Source organism: Gluconobacter japonicus (assembly GCF_015244665.1).
Lineage (GTDB): Bacteria > Pseudomonadota > Alphaproteobacteria > Acetobacterales > Acetobacteraceae > Gluconobacter > Gluconobacter japonicus.
In genome coordinates, this window is sequence record NZ_JABCQN010000004.1 from 259307 (window position 1) to 279527 (window position 20221).

Annotated in this window: 22 protein-coding genes and 1 other RNA gene; 10 read left to right on the top strand and 13 right to left on the bottom strand. The window is 56.1% G+C overall.

From position 1 onward, the window contains the following. Nucleotides 1-48: 48 nt before the first annotated feature. The 3 genes from HKD32_RS10595 to HKD32_RS10605 all read right to left on the bottom strand — a co-directional run bounded on the left by HKD32_RS10595 (nt 49) and on the right by HKD32_RS10605 (nt 4415). Nucleotides 49-834 carry a hypothetical protein gene (locus tag HKD32_RS10595; protein WP_010501898.1) on the bottom strand — a complete coding sequence of 262 codons (786 nt, stop codon included), beginning with the start codon at nt 832-834 and terminating at the stop codon, nt 49-51. 51 nt (nt 835-885) lie between these two features. After that, on the bottom strand, nt 886-2217 hold the full coding sequence (locus tag HKD32_RS10600; protein ID WP_010501896.1) for an NCS2 family permease: 1332 nt from the start codon (nt 2215-2217) through the stop codon (nt 886-888). A gap of 83 nt (nt 2218-2300) precedes the next feature. Beyond that, the gene (locus tag HKD32_RS10605; protein WP_061928870.1) at nt 2301-4415 is read right to left on the bottom strand and encodes an AsmA family protein; all 2115 of its coding nucleotides are present in this window, start codon (nt 4413-4415) and stop codon (nt 2301-2303) included. A gap of 109 nt (nt 4416-4524) precedes the next feature. Between HKD32_RS10605 and HKD32_RS10610 the strand changes: the two genes are divergently transcribed. Further along, on the top strand, nt 4525-5055 hold the full coding sequence (locus HKD32_RS10610; protein ID WP_061928868.1) for a biliverdin-producing heme oxygenase: 531 nt from the start codon (nt 4525-4527) through the stop codon (nt 5053-5055). Here HKD32_RS10610 and HKD32_RS10615 read toward each other — a convergent pair. The 7 genes from HKD32_RS10615 to efp form a co-directional block, all read right to left on the bottom strand. Next, complete coding sequence (locus tag HKD32_RS10615; protein ID WP_194257959.1) at nt 5045-6454, bottom strand: glycosyltransferase family 2 protein; 1410 nt, start codon at nt 6452-6454, stop codon at nt 5045-5047. The genes HKD32_RS10610 and HKD32_RS10615 overlap by 11 nt on opposite strands. Nucleotides 6455-6463: 9 nt before the next feature. After that, complete coding sequence (gene lepA, locus HKD32_RS10620) at nt 6464-8266, bottom strand: translation elongation factor 4 (RefSeq protein WP_061928904.1); 1803 nt, start codon at nt 8264-8266, stop codon at nt 6464-6466. A gap of 84 nt (nt 8267-8350) precedes the next feature. Next, nucleotides 8351-9352: a peptidoglycan -binding protein gene (locus HKD32_RS10625; protein WP_194257960.1), complete on the bottom strand. Its 1002-nt coding sequence runs from the start codon at nt 9350-9352 to the stop codon at nt 8351-8353. Between the two features lie 3 nt (nt 9353-9355). Further along, nucleotides 9356-10504: a hypothetical protein gene (locus tag HKD32_RS10630; protein ID WP_061928863.1), complete on the bottom strand. Its 1149-nt coding sequence runs from the start codon at nt 10502-10504 to the stop codon at nt 9356-9358. Between the two features lie 17 nt (nt 10505-10521). Beyond that, complete coding sequence (locus HKD32_RS10635; protein ID WP_194257961.1) at nt 10522-11268, bottom strand: OmpA family protein; 747 nt, start codon at nt 11266-11268, stop codon at nt 10522-10524. Nucleotides 11269-11327: 59 nt separating this feature from the next. Next, the gene (locus HKD32_RS10640) at nt 11328-12155 is read right to left on the bottom strand and encodes an inositol monophosphatase family protein (protein WP_010501880.1); all 828 of its coding nucleotides are present in this window, start codon (nt 12153-12155) and stop codon (nt 11328-11330) included. A gap of 2 nt (nt 12156-12157) precedes the next feature. Further along, nucleotides 12158-12724 carry an elongation factor P gene (gene efp, locus HKD32_RS10645; RefSeq protein ID WP_023942929.1) on the bottom strand — a complete coding sequence of 189 codons (567 nt, stop codon included), beginning with the start codon at nt 12722-12724 and terminating at the stop codon, nt 12158-12160. Nucleotides 12725-12939: 215 nt separating this feature from the next. Here efp and HKD32_RS10650 point away from each other — a divergent pair, with 215 nt between their 5' ends. Beyond that, nucleotides 12940-13254: a carboxymuconolactone decarboxylase family protein gene (locus tag HKD32_RS10650; protein ID WP_007282876.1), complete on the top strand. Its 315-nt coding sequence runs from the start codon at nt 12940-12942 to the stop codon at nt 13252-13254. A gap of 52 nt (nt 13255-13306) precedes the next feature. Here the strand turns inward: HKD32_RS10650 and HKD32_RS10655 are convergent, their stop codons facing one another. Next, nucleotides 13307-14353 carry a lysine-2,3-aminomutase-like protein gene (locus HKD32_RS10655; protein ID WP_061928861.1) on the bottom strand — a complete coding sequence of 349 codons (1047 nt, stop codon included), beginning with the start codon at nt 14351-14353 and terminating at the stop codon, nt 13307-13309. Between the two features lie 51 nt (nt 14354-14404). On the opposite strand from HKD32_RS10655, the gene epmA reads away from it, so the two are divergent. The 3 genes from epmA to HKD32_RS10670 all read left to right on the top strand — a co-directional run bounded on the left by epmA (nt 14405) and on the right by HKD32_RS10670 (nt 16715). Next, the gene (epmA, locus tag HKD32_RS10660) at nt 14405-15400 is read left to right on the top strand and encodes an EF-P lysine aminoacylase EpmA (protein WP_228118943.1); all 996 of its coding nucleotides are present in this window, start codon (nt 14405-14407) and stop codon (nt 15398-15400) included. Nucleotides 15401-15507: 107 nt separating this feature from the next. Next, a complete protein-coding gene (locus HKD32_RS10665) occupies nt 15508-15927 on the top strand; it encodes a hypothetical protein (RefSeq protein ID WP_026017445.1) in 420 nt (139 codons plus the stop codon). A 56-nt stretch (nt 15928-15983) separates the two neighbouring features. Continuing rightward, nucleotides 15984-16715, top strand: coding sequence for a fasciclin domain-containing protein (locus tag HKD32_RS10670; protein WP_061928329.1), 732 nt, complete (start codon nt 15984-15986; stop codon nt 16713-16715). Between the two features lie 18 nt (nt 16716-16733). On the opposite strand, the gene HKD32_RS10675 is transcribed toward HKD32_RS10670, so the two are convergent. Further along, nucleotides 16734-17312: a thiamine phosphate synthase gene (locus HKD32_RS10675; protein ID WP_061928327.1), complete on the bottom strand. Its 579-nt coding sequence runs from the start codon at nt 17310-17312 to the stop codon at nt 16734-16736. Nucleotides 17313-17344: 32 nt separating this feature from the next. Then, nucleotides 17345-17671, bottom strand: coding sequence for a hypothetical protein (locus HKD32_RS10680; RefSeq protein ID WP_228118944.1), 327 nt, complete (start codon nt 17669-17671; stop codon nt 17345-17347). A gap of 90 nt (nt 17672-17761) precedes the next feature. Between HKD32_RS10680 and HKD32_RS10685 the strand changes: the two genes are divergently transcribed. From HKD32_RS10685 to HKD32_RS10705, 5 genes are all read left to right on the top strand, one after another. Continuing rightward, a complete protein-coding gene (locus tag HKD32_RS10685) occupies nt 17762-18007 on the top strand; it encodes a hypothetical protein (protein WP_194257962.1) in 246 nt (81 codons plus the stop codon). A 3-nt stretch (nt 18008-18010) separates the two neighbouring features. Beyond that, nucleotides 18011-18355, top strand: coding sequence for a cell division protein ZapA (locus tag HKD32_RS10690; protein ID WP_010501864.1), 345 nt, complete (start codon nt 18011-18013; stop codon nt 18353-18355). 48 nt (nt 18356-18403) lie between these two features. Beyond that, nucleotides 18404-18560: non-coding RNA, 6S RNA (gene ssrS, locus HKD32_RS10695), on the top strand. Beyond that, on the top strand, nt 18547-19128 hold the full coding sequence (locus HKD32_RS10700) for a 5-formyltetrahydrofolate cyclo-ligase (protein ID WP_194257963.1): 582 nt from the start codon (nt 18547-18549) through the stop codon (nt 19126-19128). Before ssrS ends, HKD32_RS10700 begins: the two co-directional genes overlap by 14 nt. Nucleotides 19129-19131: 3 nt before the next feature. Then, nucleotides 19132-19947, top strand: a complete 816-nt coding sequence (locus HKD32_RS10705) for a TIGR00282 family metallophosphoesterase (protein WP_194257964.1) — start codon at nt 19132-19134, stop codon at nt 19945-19947. Nucleotides 19948-20221 lie beyond the last annotated feature (274 nt).

Genomic DNA, 20221 nt, shown 5'->3' on the forward strand with positions numbered 1-20221 from the left:
TAGTGGCGTCGCTTATGCGGAAGGGTTTTATTTGATTGGTTTTTATAATTATCTGATGAGTGGCAATATTCGGTTTGCAGGATTTCCACAAAAGGTTGTCGGACCAGTGTGAGAAAGCATCAGTCCACGGTGAATCCAGACTGTTCCGCCAATATCGATCCATCTGCGACAAAAGGCATAATCTTCGGAAAGATAGGTTCGGGTCTCTGGTTCGATCATACAATCGAAGAGAGCGAATGCGTCTGTTTGTTCATGGATAAATGGGCTGTGGTCTCCGCTCTGTTGAGCATCAATCCGTCTATAGCGGCTCTCTGGATAGGCAGCGGTCATGCGTTGAATGGTCGCGCGGGTTAATAAAAGGAAGCCTGTTCCAACATAAGAGACCTGCGCCACATCATCTGAAGGCGTTTTTTCTTCATAAAGAGCCGCACAATCTCCAACATAGCGGAGACTGGCAGTTTCGGGGGGTTCGCCCGATGCGAGAAATCGCTCCGTGTTCTTATCCCAGTAATGGGATTTGAGGGGATATATGCCCCCGATAACAGGTTTGTCAGCGGCCAGGAGGGCCTGAATATCCGAAAATGAAAAACCGATATCGCTGTCGATGAAAAGCAAATGGCTTGCATCTGTCATGGTGATGAACTGATGCAGGAGCGTATTTCTGGCTCTGGTAATCAGTGCATCGCTTCCCAGAGTTGACAGCGTCAGGCGGATATTTTGGGAGGCGGCTTCTGCCATGCAGCCGATGACGGACTGCATGTAGGACTGGGTAACAGATCCGCCGAAGCAGGGTGTTGCAATAAAAATATGGGGGCTGGCACTCATGCTGCGCATGTTGGGCCAGCCCTTCTTAAAAAAGGCTTAAAGTGAGACCGATTAAAGTCCTTAGCTGCCCATATGGCTCTGAAGAACCATGTAGAAAAGAAATGCGGCATCAAGGCCAAGAACGATTGGCGTCAGGCGTTTGAAGTCCCGAAGGGCGAGAGCCAGCCCAGTATAAAGAAGCAGACCACAGGACAGGCTAAGCATGAAATTGCCTGTCACGCCTGCGATGAGCAGCATTGTCAAAGGCGGAATGGCATCGGAGGGATTGTCTGCAACGCGATGCAGGCTTCCGAGCATATTCAGCCCCACCAGAACCAGAACAGGCGCTGTTGCGATTGCTGGAATGGCAGTAATCAGTGGCCAGAAAACGGACGATACAGCGAACAGAAGCGCCACAACCAGTGCGCTCAGCCCTGTACGGCCACCAGCTTCCACGCCAGCCAGACTTTCCACATATGCCGAAACCGTACAGGTCCCGAGGCTGGCACCAATGATGCTGGCAGCACCATCCGAGGCAAAAGCGCGATGATCGAGTGCTGGCTTCTCCGGCGTTCCATCCAGACCCGCACGGTGAGCCACGCTCATCATCGTGGCCGTTGCATCAAAAAAATCGCTGATGAGGAAGTAAAGCGTGATGGGAATGAGCAGGCCGAGATGGGAAAAGAAACCAGCAAAATCAAAGGGCAGGAAGAGATTGGTGGGATAATGCGGCCAGTCCACAGCATGGGCAGGCAGGGTTGTGATCGTACCCTTGTCCGTATGGATGAAAAGGCCCGCAACCGTCAGAGTTGAAATTGCGAGAAGCAGCCCGGCTGGAACACGCATGACGACCAGAACCGCACAGAGAAGCACGCCCGCCATACTGAGCAGGACTGATGGATCGCTCAGGGAACCGAAGGTCAGGCCCTGCGCGGTAGGTACCGCGATACCGCCGGTCGTCAGGCCAATACGGGCAATGAAGGCGCCAAGGGCGACCTGGATGCCCAGAACGATTGAGGGCGGAAAACCACGGATGATGCGCTGTCTGATCTGGCTGAGAGAAAGCGCTGTGAAGCAGAGTCCGCTGAACAGAACAACAGTAAAGGCTGTGCGTGGGCTGACATGCGCCTGCTGAACCACAACCTGTGCAAACAGCACGTTGCTGCTCATGGCGGGTGCCAGTGCAATGGGGAGCCGTGCCCAGAGCGCCATCAGCAACGTGCCAGCAACCGCTCCGGCGATGGTCGTCATGACCATATCATGCCGATCCAGCCCCGCGGCGGACAGGATGGAAGGATTGACGGCGACGATATAGGCCATGGCGCCAAAGACCGTCAGACCAGCAACGATCTCACGGGGTACGGTGGAGCCGCGGGCAGAAATATGAAACCAGCGGTCGAGTGTGGACAGCAACGATCAGGCACTCCGGCGGGAACGAACATTGTGCTCAGCTATAGTGAAAAATGCTCATTCCGCCATGGGGCCTTGATGTTTTTTCATTTCGGCTTCGATTTTTGTGCCCATGCTTTGCGTACCTGGGACGGTGTCAGGTGTTTTGTAGGCTTGCCTGTTTCGCTTTGTTTTTCAGGATGCGGCACGCTGCTGGCTCCTGCGCCTGTCGTTCCACCTGGTGCAATTCCAGCAGCCGGATTTGTGTTGGCTTCCTGAACTGCGCGCTCACACGCAGAGCCTTCTCCGACCCCAAGCTGGATCGTCGGGATCAAAGCTGCGGGTGGGAACAGAACGCCAAGTCCCACAGAGGCAGCAACCCGGCCAATCAGTTCTGCTCCAGGCAAAATATTGGGGCTGCTAAGAGGGCCAAAAATGTGAACCGCGCCAGGTAGAGAGAGGATCTGTGGATGGATGGCGCGCGTGGTAACAGCGTAATCCAGCGTGTCATTGTGGAAGTTGACTGTGCCTGTCCCGGTCGTACGGGTCGTTTCTGTTTGTAGCAGGAGGGACTTTGTTTTCAGGATACCGTTGTCCAGAGGCATGTCCGCCACGAGGCATTCCAGCTTGGATCGGTCCGGGATTCCAAGTGCGGAAAGAACGGCAGAGCCGAGTTTGAGGCCCAGAAGGTCGGGCAGAAGAGCCGTCACATCGCCACCGCGATCCAGTACCAGCGTGGTTCCGCCATCGCCATTGGCAACCAGCGACGCGACGGAATTGCCGGTTGATGTGAGTGTGATATGGCCGCCAATTGTCCCTTCACCCTTGAAGGTGTCCGTAGCCTTCATGATTCGGGATAGGGGCAGACGGGACACATCCAGACGGAATTTCGTTCGGAACTGTTCGTTTTTAATCGGTTGCAGCGTTGCTGTTGCACTGATTTTTCCCGAACCCGTCGCAAAGGACAGGTGCTTCAGACCAATAGCACCATCTTTGACTGCAAATTCCGTATCGATGTTGTCCAGAGGCCAATCTTTGTTGCGGATATGATCACCGTGATAGGTGACATGTGCATTGACGGCATTCAGCTTGGGAACATTGATTTTCTGGTCAGGTAGAACGCTGCGGCTGGGTGGAGCAGTCTTTTTTGCTTCGCCTGTTTTGGCACCAACGAACCCTCCCAGATCGGCCAGATCAACCGAATGGGAATGGAGTGCTGCTTCGACGAATGGGGGCTTGAGATGCGGGTTGACGTTGATGTCGCCGCCGATATCGGACGAGCCCATCCTGCCTTCGAATTTCTGGAAACGAATGGCGCTCTCGGAATAACCAAGATTACCCGTGATGCTGTAGGCAGGTGTATGCGGGATAGGTATGCCTGTCAGACCGTAGAGCAAAGACATGTCCGGTCCTGCAAAGTGAAGTGCTAGCTTCGTGCCCTTGAAGTGCAGAGGATCATCAACCGTGCCTTTGAGAGTGACATAGGTCGGACCATTCTCAATGCGACCATCAATGGGATAAGGCTCTGCGGGTTGTGTCAGGGAGAGCAGGGCGCCTCCAACGATATGGCCATTAATCGGCGCCTGGGCGTAACGGCCCTTGAGATCCACAACAACATTACCCTTGGTGCCGTTCTGTGGTGGCGTTGTATTAATCAAGACGTGCATGTCGGTCTTGAGCTGTGCGAGCGCCAGCCGGATATCGGCATTCTGAATATCAATTTCGCCAATGTCCGGTAAGGTCATGGGCTTTGATGGCGTTTGTGTTTCTGCCTTCTCAGTCGTGTCGCTGAAGCTATAGTTGTTCTGGCCGTTTATCCGGGAAACGATATCGCCCGTTGGCGTATCCATTCGAATGACTGGAATAAAAAGACCCCGTCCCGTCAGATAGCGCCAGACATCTACTTTGACTGTCAGGGATTTCGCAGATGCGAAATCTGCCTTTTCCTTTTCGAACCCTTCGGGTTGGGAAATCTTCAGATCATCGACCGTAACGCTGGTTCTAAGCCCCGGCGACACATGGAGATGAGCAATGCTGACCGGTCGATGAAGCGCATCAGAGGCTTTGCGATTGATAAGAGGGACAAACCAGTCCCACTGCCAGATCATGACCAGAATGAGGATGCCAAGGGCGAGGACCCCGAAGACACCACCGGTCGTCTTGAGGGCTAAGTGCCGACTACGACTGGTTGATCCGGGGGACGAAGATGTTTCATTCACCATTGTAATTCCCCATCACAAAAAATCTGGCAGGATTGGAAAGATGACTGCATTGGTATGAATACGATTTGCAGTCGGGCCAGTTTCGCTCGCAGGGAAAAGAGTACGGAAAATGCGTGAAGACGACCTTCTGACCAAGCTGCGTGAAGTCAGCCGCACCATTCACGAGCAGGTTGACAGAGCCTATTCGGGATTCAGTCTGTCAGATGCTGCTTCCTACACTGCGTTTCTACAGGCGCACGGACGTGTTTTGCCGCAGGTTGAAGCCTGGTTGAAAACGGTTGTGAATCTTCCATCCTGGCGAGAACGGACGGAGTATCTCCGAAGCGACCTTGCCGAATTAGGGCATGATCTTCCGGAGTATCTGGACTGGCAGCCCCCTTCCGGGATCGGTGCTCCACTCGGGGTTTTGTATGTTCTGGAAGGATCCCGGCTTGGCGGTAAAATGCTGGCTGCCCAGGTTGGTGAAGGTTTGCCGCACACCTATCTTTCGGCAGGGCACGAAAAAGGCGGGTGGCCAGCTTTCCTCCAAACTTTGAGAGAACGTCTTCAGAATGCTGACGACGGTTATCGTCAGTCAGTTATGGATGGCGTGACGTCAGCGTTCGACCTTTTCCGGAGGGCAGCAACAGTCAGGGGATAGGGGGCGCGCATTTGGCGGGACGAATGTTGCGCGGAACAAGACCTGGAAATGCTTCAGACAGCCGGTCTGCTTCGTCGGATGGAAGCATTGCAATGGCGCATCCCAAAGCGGTTGCGTCTGGAGTGGGTAATCTTTCGAGCCCGCGCAAAAGCGCGGCAAGAGTGTGCCCACCCTGACAGAGGACCGTGAGTGCGGTGATGCGACTGGAAAGCTCTGCAGAGGGCATCTGTTTGACGAGTGCTTGGTCGGATATTGGGAGTGCCACGTCCTGACCCGTCAGAGGAGACATAATGAGACGTTTCTCGGGGTCGAGTTTGAGCGGAACGATCGGGAGAAGGCATGGGGATTGCTCCACATCCAGACAGGATACGGAACAGAGGCGCTCTGTAATGAGATATGCCGGGTGAGGAGCGGGAGCACTTGTTTCGATCATCAGCAGCAAACGGACATAGCGTGCAGCGTCAAGAGCCGTGGTCTCAAGTGTAACGAGATCTTCCGTGTCCAGATCCAGTGCGAGTTGAGTTGTCTGCCCAAACGCATAAAACTTGAAGTCAGGGAAAGAGACGTCTTCGTGTTCAAAAAGAACTGAGGAATTCAATCCCAGTTTGGCAAATGTATCCTCATCATTGCGGACGACCATCTGCCGGAGCTGCCAGTAAAGATCCGTCAGACCAGCCTGAACAATGGAGGCTGCAAATTGACGTGTTTGCCGGAGCCACCGTTGAGCAGATGTATCCAACACGTCATTTCGATTGAAATGGTTCCATGCATCTTCCGGCGTGGCGCTTGAGTGACGGCTTAGAAAGCTACGCCGGTCGCCTGCTGCATAATGCAGAATGCGGGCGTGAGACCAGTTTGGTGCAAAGTTCAGGCGGGAGAGTGGATCTGGAACTGGTCCTTCATAGTCCTCTGATCGCACAAGTGTCCGAATCACACGATGATCTGCTGTTTCCAGCGGTGCGTGTCGAGTGAAAGCCTGCGTTGGCGCAAACGGAGAGGGGTCTTCGTGCCCATTGGAGCCGAAAAGGCACCAATGAACAGGTTGAGTGCTGTCTGTCGCGGATGAAAGAAAATCTTCGAGAGAGGTGCTTGCCTCAAAGTGCAGATATTCGTCTGTAGCGAGAATCATCATCCAGTCAAAGGCGCTTCTACCGTCACGGAGTGCTTTCTCCTGAAACGCGTTCTGGCGCTCCAGGCGATCAGGAATATGGGCGTCTGAGCGATGAAGGCGAATATCGTGGAAAGAAGCTGCACTGGAAAGAACCGTCCATGTGCCATCTGTAGAATGGTCATCACAGATGATCAGTGTCGAAAAACCAATCGCTCTGTGATGACTGATCCACCAGCCAATGTTGTCGACCTCGTTATGGACGAACAGAACAGCGGCTGTTTTTAACATAAAGCAGAATCAATCCATTTTAAGTGCGGCAAGGAAGGCGCTTTGTGGAATTTCGACCTTACCAAACTGTCGCATCCGTTTCTTGCCTTCTTTCTGCTTGTCCAGCAGTTTGCGCTTACGGGAGATGTCTCCGCCATAGCACTTTGCGGTCACGTCTTTAGACAAGGCGCCAATAGTCTCACGCGCAATAACCTTGGAGCCAATGGCGGCCTGAATGGCAATCTTGAAGAGCTGCTTCGGGATCAGATCCTTGAGCTTGCCACAGATGGCGCGACCACGGGTTTCAGCAACCGTGCGATGCGCTACGAACGCCAGCGCATCGACCGGCTCATGGTTCACGAGAATGGAGATGCGAACCAGATCGCTCTCCTCATAACCATCGACCTGATAATCGAACGATGCATAACCACGGGTGAGAGACTTCAGACGATCATAGAAGTCGAACACCACTTCGTTCAGCGGCAGGCGATAAACAGCCATGGCGCGATTGCCGACATAGGTGAGATCGACCTGAATACCGCGACGCTCGGAGCAGAGCGTGAGTACGGAACCCAGATACTCGTCCTGCACCATGATTGTGGCCTTGATCCAAGGCTCTTCAATGCTTTCGATCAGGGCCGGGTCAGGCATGTCAGCCGGGTTGTGAAGCTCTTCTTTCGTGCCATTCGTCAGCGTCATGCGATAGACGACGGACGGCGCAGTGGCGATCAGATCCAGATTGAACTCGCGGGACAGACGCTCCTGAATGATTTCCAGATGCAGCAGTCCTAGGAATCCACAACGGAAACCGAAGCCAAGAGCCGCAGAGCTTTCGGCTTCGAAGTGGAACGATGCGTCATTCAGGCGCAGCTTGCCCAAACTATCACGCAGCTTCTCGAAATCGTCCGCGTCAATCGGGAACAGGCCACACCACACGACCGGGATGGAAGGCTTGAAGCCAGGAAGGGTCTTTTCTGCCGGCTTGCGATCAAGGGTAATGGTGTCACCAACGGCAACGTCCGCCACCGTTTTGATGGCAGCATTGATGAAGCCCATCTCGCCCGGACCAAGCTCATCCACATTCGTCATGCGTGGCAGGAACACACCGACCTGATCAACGTGATAGGTCGAGCCAGCCTGCATCATGCGAATACGATCACCACGCTTGACGGTACCGTTCATGACACGGATCAGGATGATGACGCCGAGATACGGGTCGTACCAGCTATCAACCAGCAGGGCCTGCAGAGGCGCATCGCGGTCACCCTTTGGTGCCGGAAGGCGCTCGACGAGAGCTTCCAGTACGCCTTCGATGTTAATGCCGGTCTTGGCGCTGATTTCCACGGCGTCATCAGCAGGGATGCCGATGACTTCTTCAATCTGTGCCCGGACGCGTTCCGGCTCTGCGGCTGGAAGGTCGATCTTGTTCAGGACGGGAACGATTTCGTGGTTGGCGTCGATAGCCTGATAGACGTTGGCCAGCGTCTGCGCTTCCACGCCCTGTGAGGCATCCACGACCAGCAGCGAGCCTTCACAGGCCGCCAGTGAGCGGCTGACTTCATAAGCGAAGTCGACATGGCCCGGGGTGTCCATGAGGTTCAGCGTGTAAACCTTGCCGTTTTTGGCCGGGTAGGTGAGACGGACGGTCTGCGCCTTGATGGTGATACCGCGCTCCTGCTCCAGCTCCATCGAATCGAGGACCTGGGCTTTCATCTCACGCTCGGTAAGCGCGCCACAGGCCTGAATCAGCCTGTCGGCAAGTGTGGACTTGCCATGGTCGATATGCGCGATGATCGAGAAATTGCGGATGAGGGAGAGCGGGGTGTCGGTCATGGCAGGGTACATACGGGATTCTGGCAGGAATGTCAGCAGACCTGCGGGGAAACCTGCCTTTTTCCAAAGGCAGGTCAAAAGGGATCAGCGATCCGTCAGACGGAACTCGATCCTGCGGTTGCGGGCGTATGCCGCTGGAGTGTTGGCCGCGTCAAGCGGCTGGTAGTCAGCAAAGCCGGTAGCAGCCAGATGGCGGGGGTCAATGCCTTCGGAGATCAGAAGCTTCACGACTGTAATGGCACGCTCGGACGACAGTTCCCAGTTGCTCGGAAAAGCACTGTGGATCGGCTGTTTGTCAGCATGGCCATCAATGCGCAGAATCCATGGAATATCAGTCGGAATCGTGGAAGAAACCTGCTTGAATGTCTTGGCCAGCGTCGTGATTTCTTTTTTGCCTTCTGCCGTCAGATCAGCGCTTCCCTGAGGGAACAGAATTTCGGACTGGAAGACAAAACGGTCTCCAACAACATTCACGCCCTTCTGGTTCTTCAGAATATCTCGCAGGCGGCCAAAGAATTCCGAACGATAGCGTTTGAGCTGGTTTACCTTATCCGCCAGAGCGATGTTCAGCTTGTTGCCAAGATCCTGAATCTGGACGTCTTTCGCGGTTTCGTTTTTCTTCTCAATATCGAGGGCATTACTGATGGCCTGAAGCTGGCGCGTCAGTTCCTCGATCTGCGTCTGAAGGTCTGAAATCTTGCTGTTCTGCTGCTGGCTGGCGCTGTCAGCAGAGGCAAGGGCCTGATCCTTCGACTGAAGCTGACCGTTCAGAAGAGCCATTTGTCCGGCCAGGGCCTTCAGTTGGTCTTCATTCTTCTGCTTGTCATTTGCCAGACTGGCGACGGTCGCATTCAGGGATTTGTTCTTGTCCTCCGTCATGGAGAGCATGTGCGACAGCTCGGCCAACTGCTTTTGCAAATCATCCAGCGTATGTTCACGTCGCATCAGGGAGACGGACAGAAACTGCTGGCCTACAACAAAAACCAGCAGAACGAATGTCACGACCATCAGCAGCGTGGACAGGGCGTCCACATAGCCGGGCCACGCATCGAGGGCGTTATTGGGTCCGCGTCTGCGCCGGGCCATGGGTCAGTCCTGCCTGCTGGAAGTGCCAGTCGTGCTACCAGACGCTGCTGCGATGGTCCGCGCCAGAACCCGAAGATCGTTGCGGATTTCGCCAACGGTCTGAGCACGGCCCTGATGCAGTTCTTCCACGAGGCGGGAAAGATGGCTCTCAATGCGCAGCAAGGGCGTGCCCTGTGAGCCCGGCTGGCCTTCCTCGCCCATCTGGCGCAGGAGCGGAACGAGCGCGGCGTTGGTTTCTGCCGTCCGCGCCATGATCTGCTGGTTGGCTTTCAGTAGTTCGGTCATGCCGCGAAGGCGTTCCTGCAAGCTGTCCAGAAGCTGTACTTCACGAACACGACCTTCCTCACTGCGGGAAACCGCGTTCTGAAGCGTTTCCAGATTTTCCGCTGTCTGTTCAAGAAGCGCCTGAACATAAGCCGGAATGGGTGCGCCATCGCTCTCTATGCTCGCACCGCCACTCACGCGGGTCAGACCGGCGAGCCACTCTTCAAGCTCATTGAAGAACCGTGTCTGTGCCTGACCAGCAGTCAGATCCAGAAAGCCGAGAACCAGCGCGCCGGCAAGACCAAACATCGAACCAGAGAACGCAGTGGACATACCCGCAAGAGGGCCAGCCAGACCCGTCTTGAGCTGGTTGAACATCGCGTCCAGATCGCCATTGCCCGCAGACATACCGCCGATGACGGAGGCGATGGAACTGACGGTCAGCAGCAGGCCATAGAATGTTCCCAGAAGGCCAAGAAAAATCAGCAGCTGCGTCATGTAGCGCGAGATTTCGCGGCTCTCATCCAGGCGGGACGACAGACTGTCGAGCATGGCCTGTGTTGTCTGGGTGGAGAGCGTCAGGCGGTCCGTGCGACTGCGAGCGGCCAGCATGCTTGCCATGGGGGCAAGCAGTTTTGGCGGATTGGGGGTGCCCAGACCCGCCCGGGGCTGGCGAAGAAGCTCTACCCACTGGACTTCAGGCATAAGCCGCTGAACGACTCTCAGATTCCAGATGATGCCCAGAATTAGAACGCCAAGAATGACAGCATCCAGTTTCGGGTTGGCGTTGAAGGCATTCAGGAGGGTCTTCGCCATCGACGCTGCAAGAAGTGCAACGACGACAATGAAGATACCCATACGCAGAAGGAAGGTGGTGGGACGGGTCACGGCGGGTCTTTCCTGGCTTATGGCGTGCCGCTTGCCGGGGTTGCGGATTCGGAAGGCTGGGGATTGCTTTCGGTCACAATGTCCAGACGGTCAGCCGGACTTGTGTCGCCCTTGTCGGGGCGTCCCATGGCGCGCGGATAGAGGCGGGTGGTTGCGACGCCTGCCTTGATGAAAATGGAGCGTATTGCCAGCGCGCGTGCAAGGGAAATGCGACGTGGCATCGAAATGTCATCACCCGGTAACGTCGCATAGGCCGTCAGGATGATGCGTTTTTCGGGCTGGTCCTTGAGGGTGTTTGCGTAGGCCTCAACGGCTTTCAGGCTGTCCTCGTTCAGATCAGAACTTTCCGGCGAGAACAGAACGCGCATTCCGCCGCCTTCAAGTGTTTCCGTACGGGTCTTCGCATCGGCAACCGGCTTGATGTCTGCGGGGGGAACGGGGGCGTGCGTTTGAATGGGAACGAACGGAGGGGGCAGCACAACAGGCGGCGGTGGTGCAGGCGGCACGCCCGGTACGCTTGCTTTTGCGGGTGCGGATGCCTTCACTGAAGAGGCAGAAGCAGTCGCGGCAGATGGTTTGGATGTCTGGGGAGCCACCGTTGCGTGATGCGCGGGGCGGGGCGGGGTAGCCGGTTTTGCAACGGCGACCGGTTTGCCCTGAGGCAGATCATCCAGATTGCTGGAAACCTGAGCATGTGCCCCGGAGGGCTGAAGGCAGGCCAAAGCGGCCGCCACTGAGAGGGAGGTTAGGATCGGCCTGTACATATGGCGTGATCCTAACCGAGCGGTCTATCCTCCCGCAATGGGGCGGGAGCGACTTCTGCTTACTCCCGGTTCAGGGCTTCATGGACGATGGTGCGCAATGTGCCATGAAGCTGGGCGTTACCAGCGACAACATTGACGTCATCATCAAGGTCATGAAGTTCCTTGCCGTCCGGGTCGGTGGCATGGCCACCGGCTTCACGCACGATCAGCAGGCCAGCGGCACAATCCCAAGGCTTGATTCCGAATTCCCAGTAGCCCTCGTAACGGCCAGCGGCGACCCATGCGAGATCGAGGGCGGCGGCGCCGAAGCGACGGATGCCCGCAACCTGCGGCATGAGTGCGCCCAGAACGCGGGCAAACGGGAGACGCTGGCTGCCCGGAACCTTCGCGAACGGGATGCCGGTCGCGAACACGGCTTCCTGCATGTTCCGGCGTGCGGAGACACGAAGGCGACGCTCGTTCACGAACGCACCGATGCCCTTCTCGGCCCAGAACATCTCGTTGGCGGCTGGGTTGTAAACCAGTCCACAGACCATTTCGACGCTTCCGTCAGGAAGGCGACGCTGGAGACCGATGGAAATGGCCCAGTGCGGAATGCCGTGCAGGAAGTTCGTCGTGCCATCCAGAGGGTCGACGATCCAGCGCCACGTCCAGTTATCCCCGCCCGAAGCGCCTGTTTCTTCCATGAGGAAGGCATAGCCTGGCCGTGCGCGGGCGAGTTCTTCGCGGATGATGGTTTCTGCACGCAGGTCGGCCTGGGACACGAAGTCTCCCGGACCCTTGATGCTGACCTGAAGCTGCTCGACCTCTGCAAAATCGCGGAGCAGACGGCGGGCTGCCTTCTGCGCTGCATTCTGCATGACGGCCATGTGCGGGGAAAGACGCATGATCAGTCCTTGGCGCGCTCGACGTAAGACGCATCATCCGTACGGACAACGATGCGCTCGCCAGCTTCAATGAAAGGAGGAACCATCGTCTTGACGCCGTTGGACAGGACAGCAGGCTTATAGGACGAGGATGCCGTCTGCCCCTTTACGACCGGATCGGCTTCCGTGATTTCGAGCGTGACATGTGGCGGCAGTTCAACGCCAACCGGGTCGCCCTCAACCAGCTTCACGTTCAGGGGCATGTTGTCCTGAAGGAACGCGAACTGGTCACCGAAAATGTCCTGGGGCAGAATCAGCTGCTCAAAGGTTTCCGGGTCCATCAGGACGACGTTGTCACCGTCCATGTAGGAATAGGTGTAGTCCTTGTCTTCCGTCATCAGACGCTCGACGCTGTCAGCCGTTCTCCAGCGCTCGTTCGTCTTGTTGCCCGTGTTCAGGTCGCGCATTTCGACCTGAATGAAGGCGCCACCCTTACCCGGGGTGATGATCTGCTGCTTGAGAACCGTCCAGCGGCGACCATCATGCTCGATGACCTGGCCAGCGCGGATAAGGTTGGCTTGTTGCTTCATGGTGTGTCCTGACCCTGCAATGGTGGGGTTTTTATCACGTCTTGTGGGCTTCTAGCGCCGCAGGGGGGAGGTCGGCAAGGCGCAAGGCGGCTTCATTGAACGGAATGGCTCAGGAAAGTGTGAAGTGTTGCCCTCTTGGGGCACGTCCTGGACACGTTCATGGTACTGGCCGGACCCTGTCGTGCAGGCGGGGCATGCAACTGGAGGCTCCCTCTATGTACGACATGAAGAATCTTTCCCGTATTCCCCACCTGGAAGCCAATGCCAGCGAAGGCATGGACGCGTTCTGGAAGTTTGACCGTGCGGCTTTTGAAGACGGGGCTGTCAGCGCCTTGACCAAACAGCTTGCTGCCGTGGCCGTCGCTCTGACGACACAATGCCCTTACTGTATTGAACTGCATGGCAAGGCAGCACGGGATGCTGGGGCGACGGATGCCCAGCTTGCAGAAATTGCTCTCGTGGCTGCAGCAATTCGTGCGGGTGGAGCTGTCACACACGCCACGCATCTGTTCCCGAAGACCGAAGGCTGACAGTTTCTTCTACCCGGACGGCGTTTTACTCCGTCCGGTCCCAACACACAGCTTATGTAAAAGACGCGATCTCTCCCTTTGGAGAGCGGACTTTTCCGTTTTCCCCTTCCATCAGATAGTCCGGACCGAGCGGGACTTTTCCCTTGCCGCCCGGAATATCGAGAACATACGTGGGCCAAGCCAGGCCGGTGACCCGCCCACGCAGACGGGCGAGCAGCGCGCGTCCTTCCTCAACAGGAACATGGAAATGGCTGGTACCGGGAGCTGCATCCAGATGATGCAGGTAATAGGGTTTGACCCGTGCCGTCACTAACGCCCGAAGCAGCGCTTCAAGAGTTTCCTCCGTATCATTCACGCCGCGCAGCAGAACGGACTGGGAGAGGACGGGTATAGCACGCCCCAGAATGGACCGAATGGCGGTGCAGGCTTCGGCGGTCATTTCCCGTGCATGATTGATGTGTGCGACGACCCACATGGCGCGATCCGTTTCCATGGCGTTGAGCAGTTCCGGCGTGATGCGGGCAGGGTCGGCTACTGGGACGCGCGAGTGAATACGGATCGTCTCAATATGGGGAATGGCCGATAGCGACTGAACGATATGGTTTAGCCGTCTGGGCGCCAGCATGAGCGGATCGCCACCCGTCAGAATGATTTCACGGATGGCTGGGTGGGTTCTGACCCAATCCAGAGCCTGTTCAAGCTCGGTGTCGTTCAGCAATCCACCATCCGGGCCAACATGCTCCCGCCGGAAACAGAAACGGCAATAGAGCGGGCAGATCAGCAGAGGCTTGAGGAGCGCACGATCTTCATAACGGTGCACGATTCCCTTGATAGGAGAGAGTGCATCGTCTCCGATCGGATCAAGGGTTTCGTAAGGCTGCGTGGAGAGCTCTCGTGCATCCGGAATGACCTGCCGACCAATCGGATCGTCCGGTGCTTCGATCAGGGCCTGAAACGCAGGTGGGATCGCCGTTGCGAACTGACTGGCGACAGCATCCAGCGTGTTGCGTGCGGCTTCGGGGGCGAGGCCGGCCTGAATCAGATCGGACGGCGTACGCAGGACGCGCCGCTTCGGAGAGGTCTTGACCGTATCATGCATGTGGTGGCTCTAACGCTGGCTGGCCGTGTGTTGCAACAGGAACTCGCTTCGATGACCCATTCTTCCTCCGATCCGGACAGGATTGCCGAACGTCTCCCGCTTTTGCGCCGCCGGGCCCAGATGGTGCAGGTAACGCGGAAATTCTTCGATGAGCGGGGGTATCTGGACGTCGATACACCTTATGCGGTGCCAGTGCCTGGAGAAGAGGTTCATCTCCGGTGTTTTCGGACTGAACTGGAACACTCGGATGGCTCGCGTGAGGCGCGCTTCCTGCATACCAGTCCCGAATTTGCCATGAAGCGGATCATTGCAGCGACTGGCCTGCCCATTTTTCAGCTCGCGCGGGTCTGGAGGAATGGAGAAGCCAGCGCGACGCATGTTCCAGAGTTTACCATGCTGGAATGGTATGCGCCGGGCGCTGATCTTGACGCGCTGATGGACGAAACCGAGGCCTTCGTACGCGCGCTTCTGCCGGATCAGGTTTACCGTGATGGTGTTCTGATTCCAGTGACGGAGCCCTTTGAGCGTCTGACGATGCAGGATGCTTTTGCGCGTTATGTGGGAGCGGATTTGTTGGGAACGGCAGGGGACGCTGAGGCGCTTGCCGATCAGGCCGACGCCGTTCTGCGAGATGGGGAAAACTGGGAAGACCTGTTTTTCCGTCTTCTTCTTGAGCGTGTCGAGCCAGTGATCGGGCGTGAACGGCCGACTTTCCTGACGCACTGGCCTGCGGAACAGGCGGCTCTTGCGCGCAAAGACCCTTCGGATGCACGGGCGGCTTTACGGTTCGAGCTTTATATTGGTGGCATCGAACTGGCGAATGCGTTTGAGGAACTGACGGACCCTGTGGAGCAGCGTCAGCGCTTTGAAGCAGATCGTCAGAAACGTCTGGAATTTTCGCCGGATCAGGACTGGCCGCTTGATGAAGCTTTTTTGACGGCCTTGCCAGATATGCCATCATGTTCCGGTATTGCACTGGGATTTGATCGGCTGGTTCTGCTTGCAACAGGAGCACCGAAAATCCGTGACATTTTGTGGTTAAGCTAACCGTTTTGAAACTTGCAGGAGTTTTAATCCGTTTCTGATACCAAACGGGTTAGAAGATCGTGCTGAAGACTATATCTGCGCTGCTCATCCAGCCGGGGACAAAGAAAATGAAAAAGGCAAAACTGCTTTCCGTCGTCGCACTTCTTGCGCTGTCTGCCTGTGAGGTACCCACCCTCCAGCAGCGTCAGGTTCTCGACGGCATGGTTGGGAAAACGGAAGTGGATGTTGTGCGTCAGTTCGGCGTGCCGACCAGAAGCTACCAGACAGAGGGCCATTCCTTCCTCGCCTATATAGAGAACCAGACCCAGTATTCCGGCGGCGGTGGCGGCTGGGGCTGGGGTGGATGGGGCGGCGGTTGGGGTGGACCCGGCTGGGGCGGTGGCTGGGGAGGCTGGGGCGGACCCGGTTGGGGTGGCGGCTGGGGCGGCGGTTTCCCATCCACCTATTACAACACCAGCTGTCAGACGACTTTCGAACTCGTCAGTGGTCATGTCGTCGGATGGACCATGCGCGGGGATGGGTGCTGAAATCGTTTTCCTGGTCTATGGTCACATCCTCTTCAGTAAGATGGTGTGACCAAGACATGCAGGTGCGATTCGGGTTTCCTTTTCTCTTCAGTGGCAAGTCCAGAACTTCAGGTCTGAAGCTGGGAGGAGGCCTTGCCCTGGGTCTTGCCCTTACTGGCTGTCATGGAACGGACTGGTCGCACAATTATCAGGACAGCTTCGAGACGCCTGCCAGCACGTCCATGTCCTATATGCCCGATACCGTTGCAAAGGCGTTTGTCGAGCCCAAGAACAACGAACCCAGCACACAAGTCGCCTATTACCGTCCCGCAACACCCTCATATGATGACCGCCCTCTGGACGAGAACATTGGCGCTTCCGTCGAGCTGGCAAATTATATGGCTGGTCTCAGGGCTACCGGATTGGTCCCATGGATTACGGGACCCGGCCCTATCACGGTCTTCGCTATTCCCAACGAAGCCATGGAAAAACTTTCCAGCCGTTGGCCGGGAGGACTTATGGCTCCTATCATGCGCGGACAACTCACTCATATTCTGGGATATACGATTGTTTCGGGTCGTTGGGATGAGAAGACTATCCGCAAAACCATTGCTCGCCGTCATGGGCAGGGGATTGGTCTGAAAACGCTTTATGGAGATATTCTGAGCGTTCACCTCGAACCACAGACGGGCGCTATTCTGCTGAATAACCCTGCAGGTCAGACAACGCGTCTGTGGGGGCAGTCTTTCCCGCAATCAAACGGCGTTCTGTATTTCACACAGGATGCCCTGATCCCTGTTTCCCGCTGAGAAAACAGGGAGGCTCGATCAGCCTTGAAGGCTGGCGAGAAGGCTGGAGAACAGCGTCTCGTCAGTTCCATCAAGTTTGAGCGGTATTGCAAGAAAATCTGCTGAAGCTGTTGTTGCAGTGGCGGCTTCGTCAACTGTCTGAATATTTTCTGCCACGGCAGGGAGTTCCATGACAGACGTCCACCACCGGATCATGTCTGCGTGGTCCACAGCGAAGGCAATGTAATCGGCTCCACTTTCTCCAGCCAGCATGGCTTCATCGCGGCTCTGGCATAAGCATCCGATCTGGATATCGTCGCCAGCAAGTTTGCGAAGGGTTGGCAGGCTGTCTGCTGAAGGCGCATGCAACCCGTCCGCAACTTTCATAAGATCGGCGGAAAGAGCGGAAAACCCGTCCGGTACATCAAGCATCAAGGCAACATCATTGTCATGCAGAAGTGCCAACACTCTTGAAAACTGCGCTTTGTCCAGCGTGTGCTTTATCGGAAAGCGCAGGGCGGTGACTTCTGGATGCGCCAGAAGCGCAGGCAGAATGTCAAAGAGGGCGTCTGCCTCAAAGCTGGCCGGCAGAACAGGGTACAGGTCGCAGGGTATCATAGGGTGAGTGTCGCAGATTCAGGAGGTTCAGGCTAGCGGGGCCAAGGTGTGGCTTGTGGTCTGGCCGTAAGAATACGTCCTCTATGGGGTTCGTCCGAATAGAGGGCTGTCAATTGCCGGGGCGAGGCCTTGCAGACGACCCATCCGATTCCAGCAAGAAGTGCAATGCGAGCGAGCGCGGCCGATGCCCCGCAATCCAGAATGGATACTGAACGCGCGTCCCCAACAACCTGTAACCACCAGGGGACTCCGAAACTATTGCCGGCTCCCATCGGGGACATGGCGAGGAGCGGGAAAGGATGGCGTATCTTCAGGTCTGCCATGTCACCATGGCAGGAAATGACAAAGACCGGCTTCATCAAAGGCTGAGAGGTGCTTGACCTGATGAGGGGTTCAGGTCTTTCCTGAAAGGGTAGACCAGTGGAACAGGTGTCGGTCATTTCATCGGCATGTCATGGCAGGAACGGGAAGAGCGCGTTTTGAACGAGCAGGCAGGATATCTGCAGGACGATAAGACTATTGATCGTCTTGAGGAAGCAATGGCGCGGATTTCCAGTGCAATGGAACAGCAGGCCCGAGCCCGTGAAGAGCGTGAGCGGGAAGCCCGTTCTGCTCCTGATCTTCCTGAAATTGCTGCAAACATCGACGCACTCTGTGTTCGTATCCGTGGCATTCTAGAGCGGAAAGGGGAATAACACATGGCGCAGGTCTCCATCCGTCTGAACGGATATGTCTACAGTGTCGGCTGTCAGGATGGTGAAGAACATCATCTTTATGCGATGGCACGACAGGTCGAAAGCTGGTTGCAACGCGCCCGGACGCTGGGGGGCGCTGCCAGTGAATCCAAGACGCTCATGATGGCGGCGTTGCTCATGGCGGATGAGATCTTCGAGCTCAAGCGCCGTCCTCTTCCAGATGACATGCTGGCAACGGTTGAGGAAGCGAAGGCAGCGCTGCGTATTGCTGAAGCCCGTCAGGAACGTCTGGCTCAACTGGCACAGCGGGCTGAGGAACTTGCGGGCGTACTCGAAACTTCCGAGTGATTTTTGCGATTGCCGTTGAATATCTTCCGGCACTGTCTAATATGTAATGCGGAGCTGCCTGGTGCGTCAGGCAAATCAACCCCCGGGCCGATAAGCATTCCTACGGGAACTGGCTCTGTCGTGGCTCTGGTCACGTTAACCGGTGCCCACCTGCACTTGCAGGTCTAGGAGGGCTGAAAAGACCAACGGCTTTGGCGGCTCCACAGATTTCCGAAATCGATCTTCAGAAGAAAGAACTCCGTCGGCAGATGGCCGAACGGAGGAATGCTGCGTCCAGAGATATGAAAGCAGCGCTTCTGCATCGCTTGCATAACGTCATAGAAGCGCAGAGTGCTTCCGTTATCGCGGCTGTCTGGCCTTTGCCGGGAGAAATCGACCTGAGGCCCCTTTGCTTTCAACTTCTGAAAGCAGGCCGCCGGATAGGGCTCCCGGAAACGCCCCCAAAAGGACATCCACTCATCTTTCGCGAATGGAAAGAGGGCGTTTCTATGTGTGAGGGCCGCTTTGGTACGTCTTATCCGGACGGCCCGGAGGTCATTCCTGACCTGGTTCTGGTTCCATTTCTGGCGTTTGACCGCGCTGGTTACCGGCTTGGCTATGGGGGCGGTTACTACGACCGTACTCTTGCTGAGTTGAAGGTGCCCGCAATTGGCTATGGGTTTTCCATTCAGGAAATAGCAGCCCTTCCCGCGGGACCATACGATATTCCACTGTCTGTCATCGTCACCGAGAAAGAGACGATCGAGACAGGTTTCCATAACTCGAAAGGCTGACTGTTGAGATTTCTGTTTTTGGGCGACGTTGTAGGTCGTACCGGACGTGAAGCGATTACCCGCAATTTGCCGGAGTGGCGCAAAAAGCTGGCTCTGGATCTTGTGGTCGTGAATGGCGAGAACGCTTCACACGGTTATGGTCTGTCCCCGGATATCGCGAGAAATCTCATGTCTGCTGGTGTGGATGTCATCACACTGGGGAACCATGCCTGGGATCGCCGGGATATGATCGGGCACATCAATCAGATGCCCAACATTGTTCGGCCTATTAACTATCCCGCTGGTACGCCGGGGCAGGGGAGTTACATTATCGATCTTGAACGGGGACGCCGTGCGCTCGTCATCAATGTGATGGGGCGCATCTTCATGGACCCGCTGGATGACCCGTTTCGCGTTGTGAGTGAACTCCTCTCGCGACATCGGCTCGGTATGACCGTGAATGCGATCATCATCGATATCCATGCAGAAGCCACCAGCGAGAAAATGGGCTTCGGTCAGTATTTTGACGGCCGGGTGTCTCTTGTTGTTGGGACGCACACACATGTTCCAACGGCGGATCACCGTATTCTGCCAAAAGGTACTGCCTATCAGACCGATGCCGGAATGTGCGGTGACTACGACAGCGTGATCGGGATGGGAAAAGAAGCGGCTCTTCATAAGTTGGTCCGGAAAATCCCTGGAGAGCGCCCGCAGCCAGCGGAAGGGGAGGCGACAGTCTGTGGTCTTCTGGTGGAAACAAATGATGCCACTGGTCTGGCTACAAAGGTGGCCCCCCTGAGAATGGGAGGTCATCTGGCGCCTAACTGGCCGGATTTTTGAGCGGGGAGAAAGATTTTTAAGAAAAAATGCAGGAAAAGGAAGTTTTTTCAGGGCTCTAAAAAGGTGAAAAATGTGGATTTCTCGTTTTTTCTCCTGTTTCCCGCCGTATATCCTGTGGATAAGTTGTATATGACTATTGTTTGACAGTGTGAGTTGGTCCCCGTATAAGCCCGTTCACCGACGCGGCGGGGCTCACCTGAGGGGCTCTGAAGCGGGGTGGAACTGGTCTTTGAAAATTGAATATGGAATTGGAAGGGATATGTTGGCGGCGTTT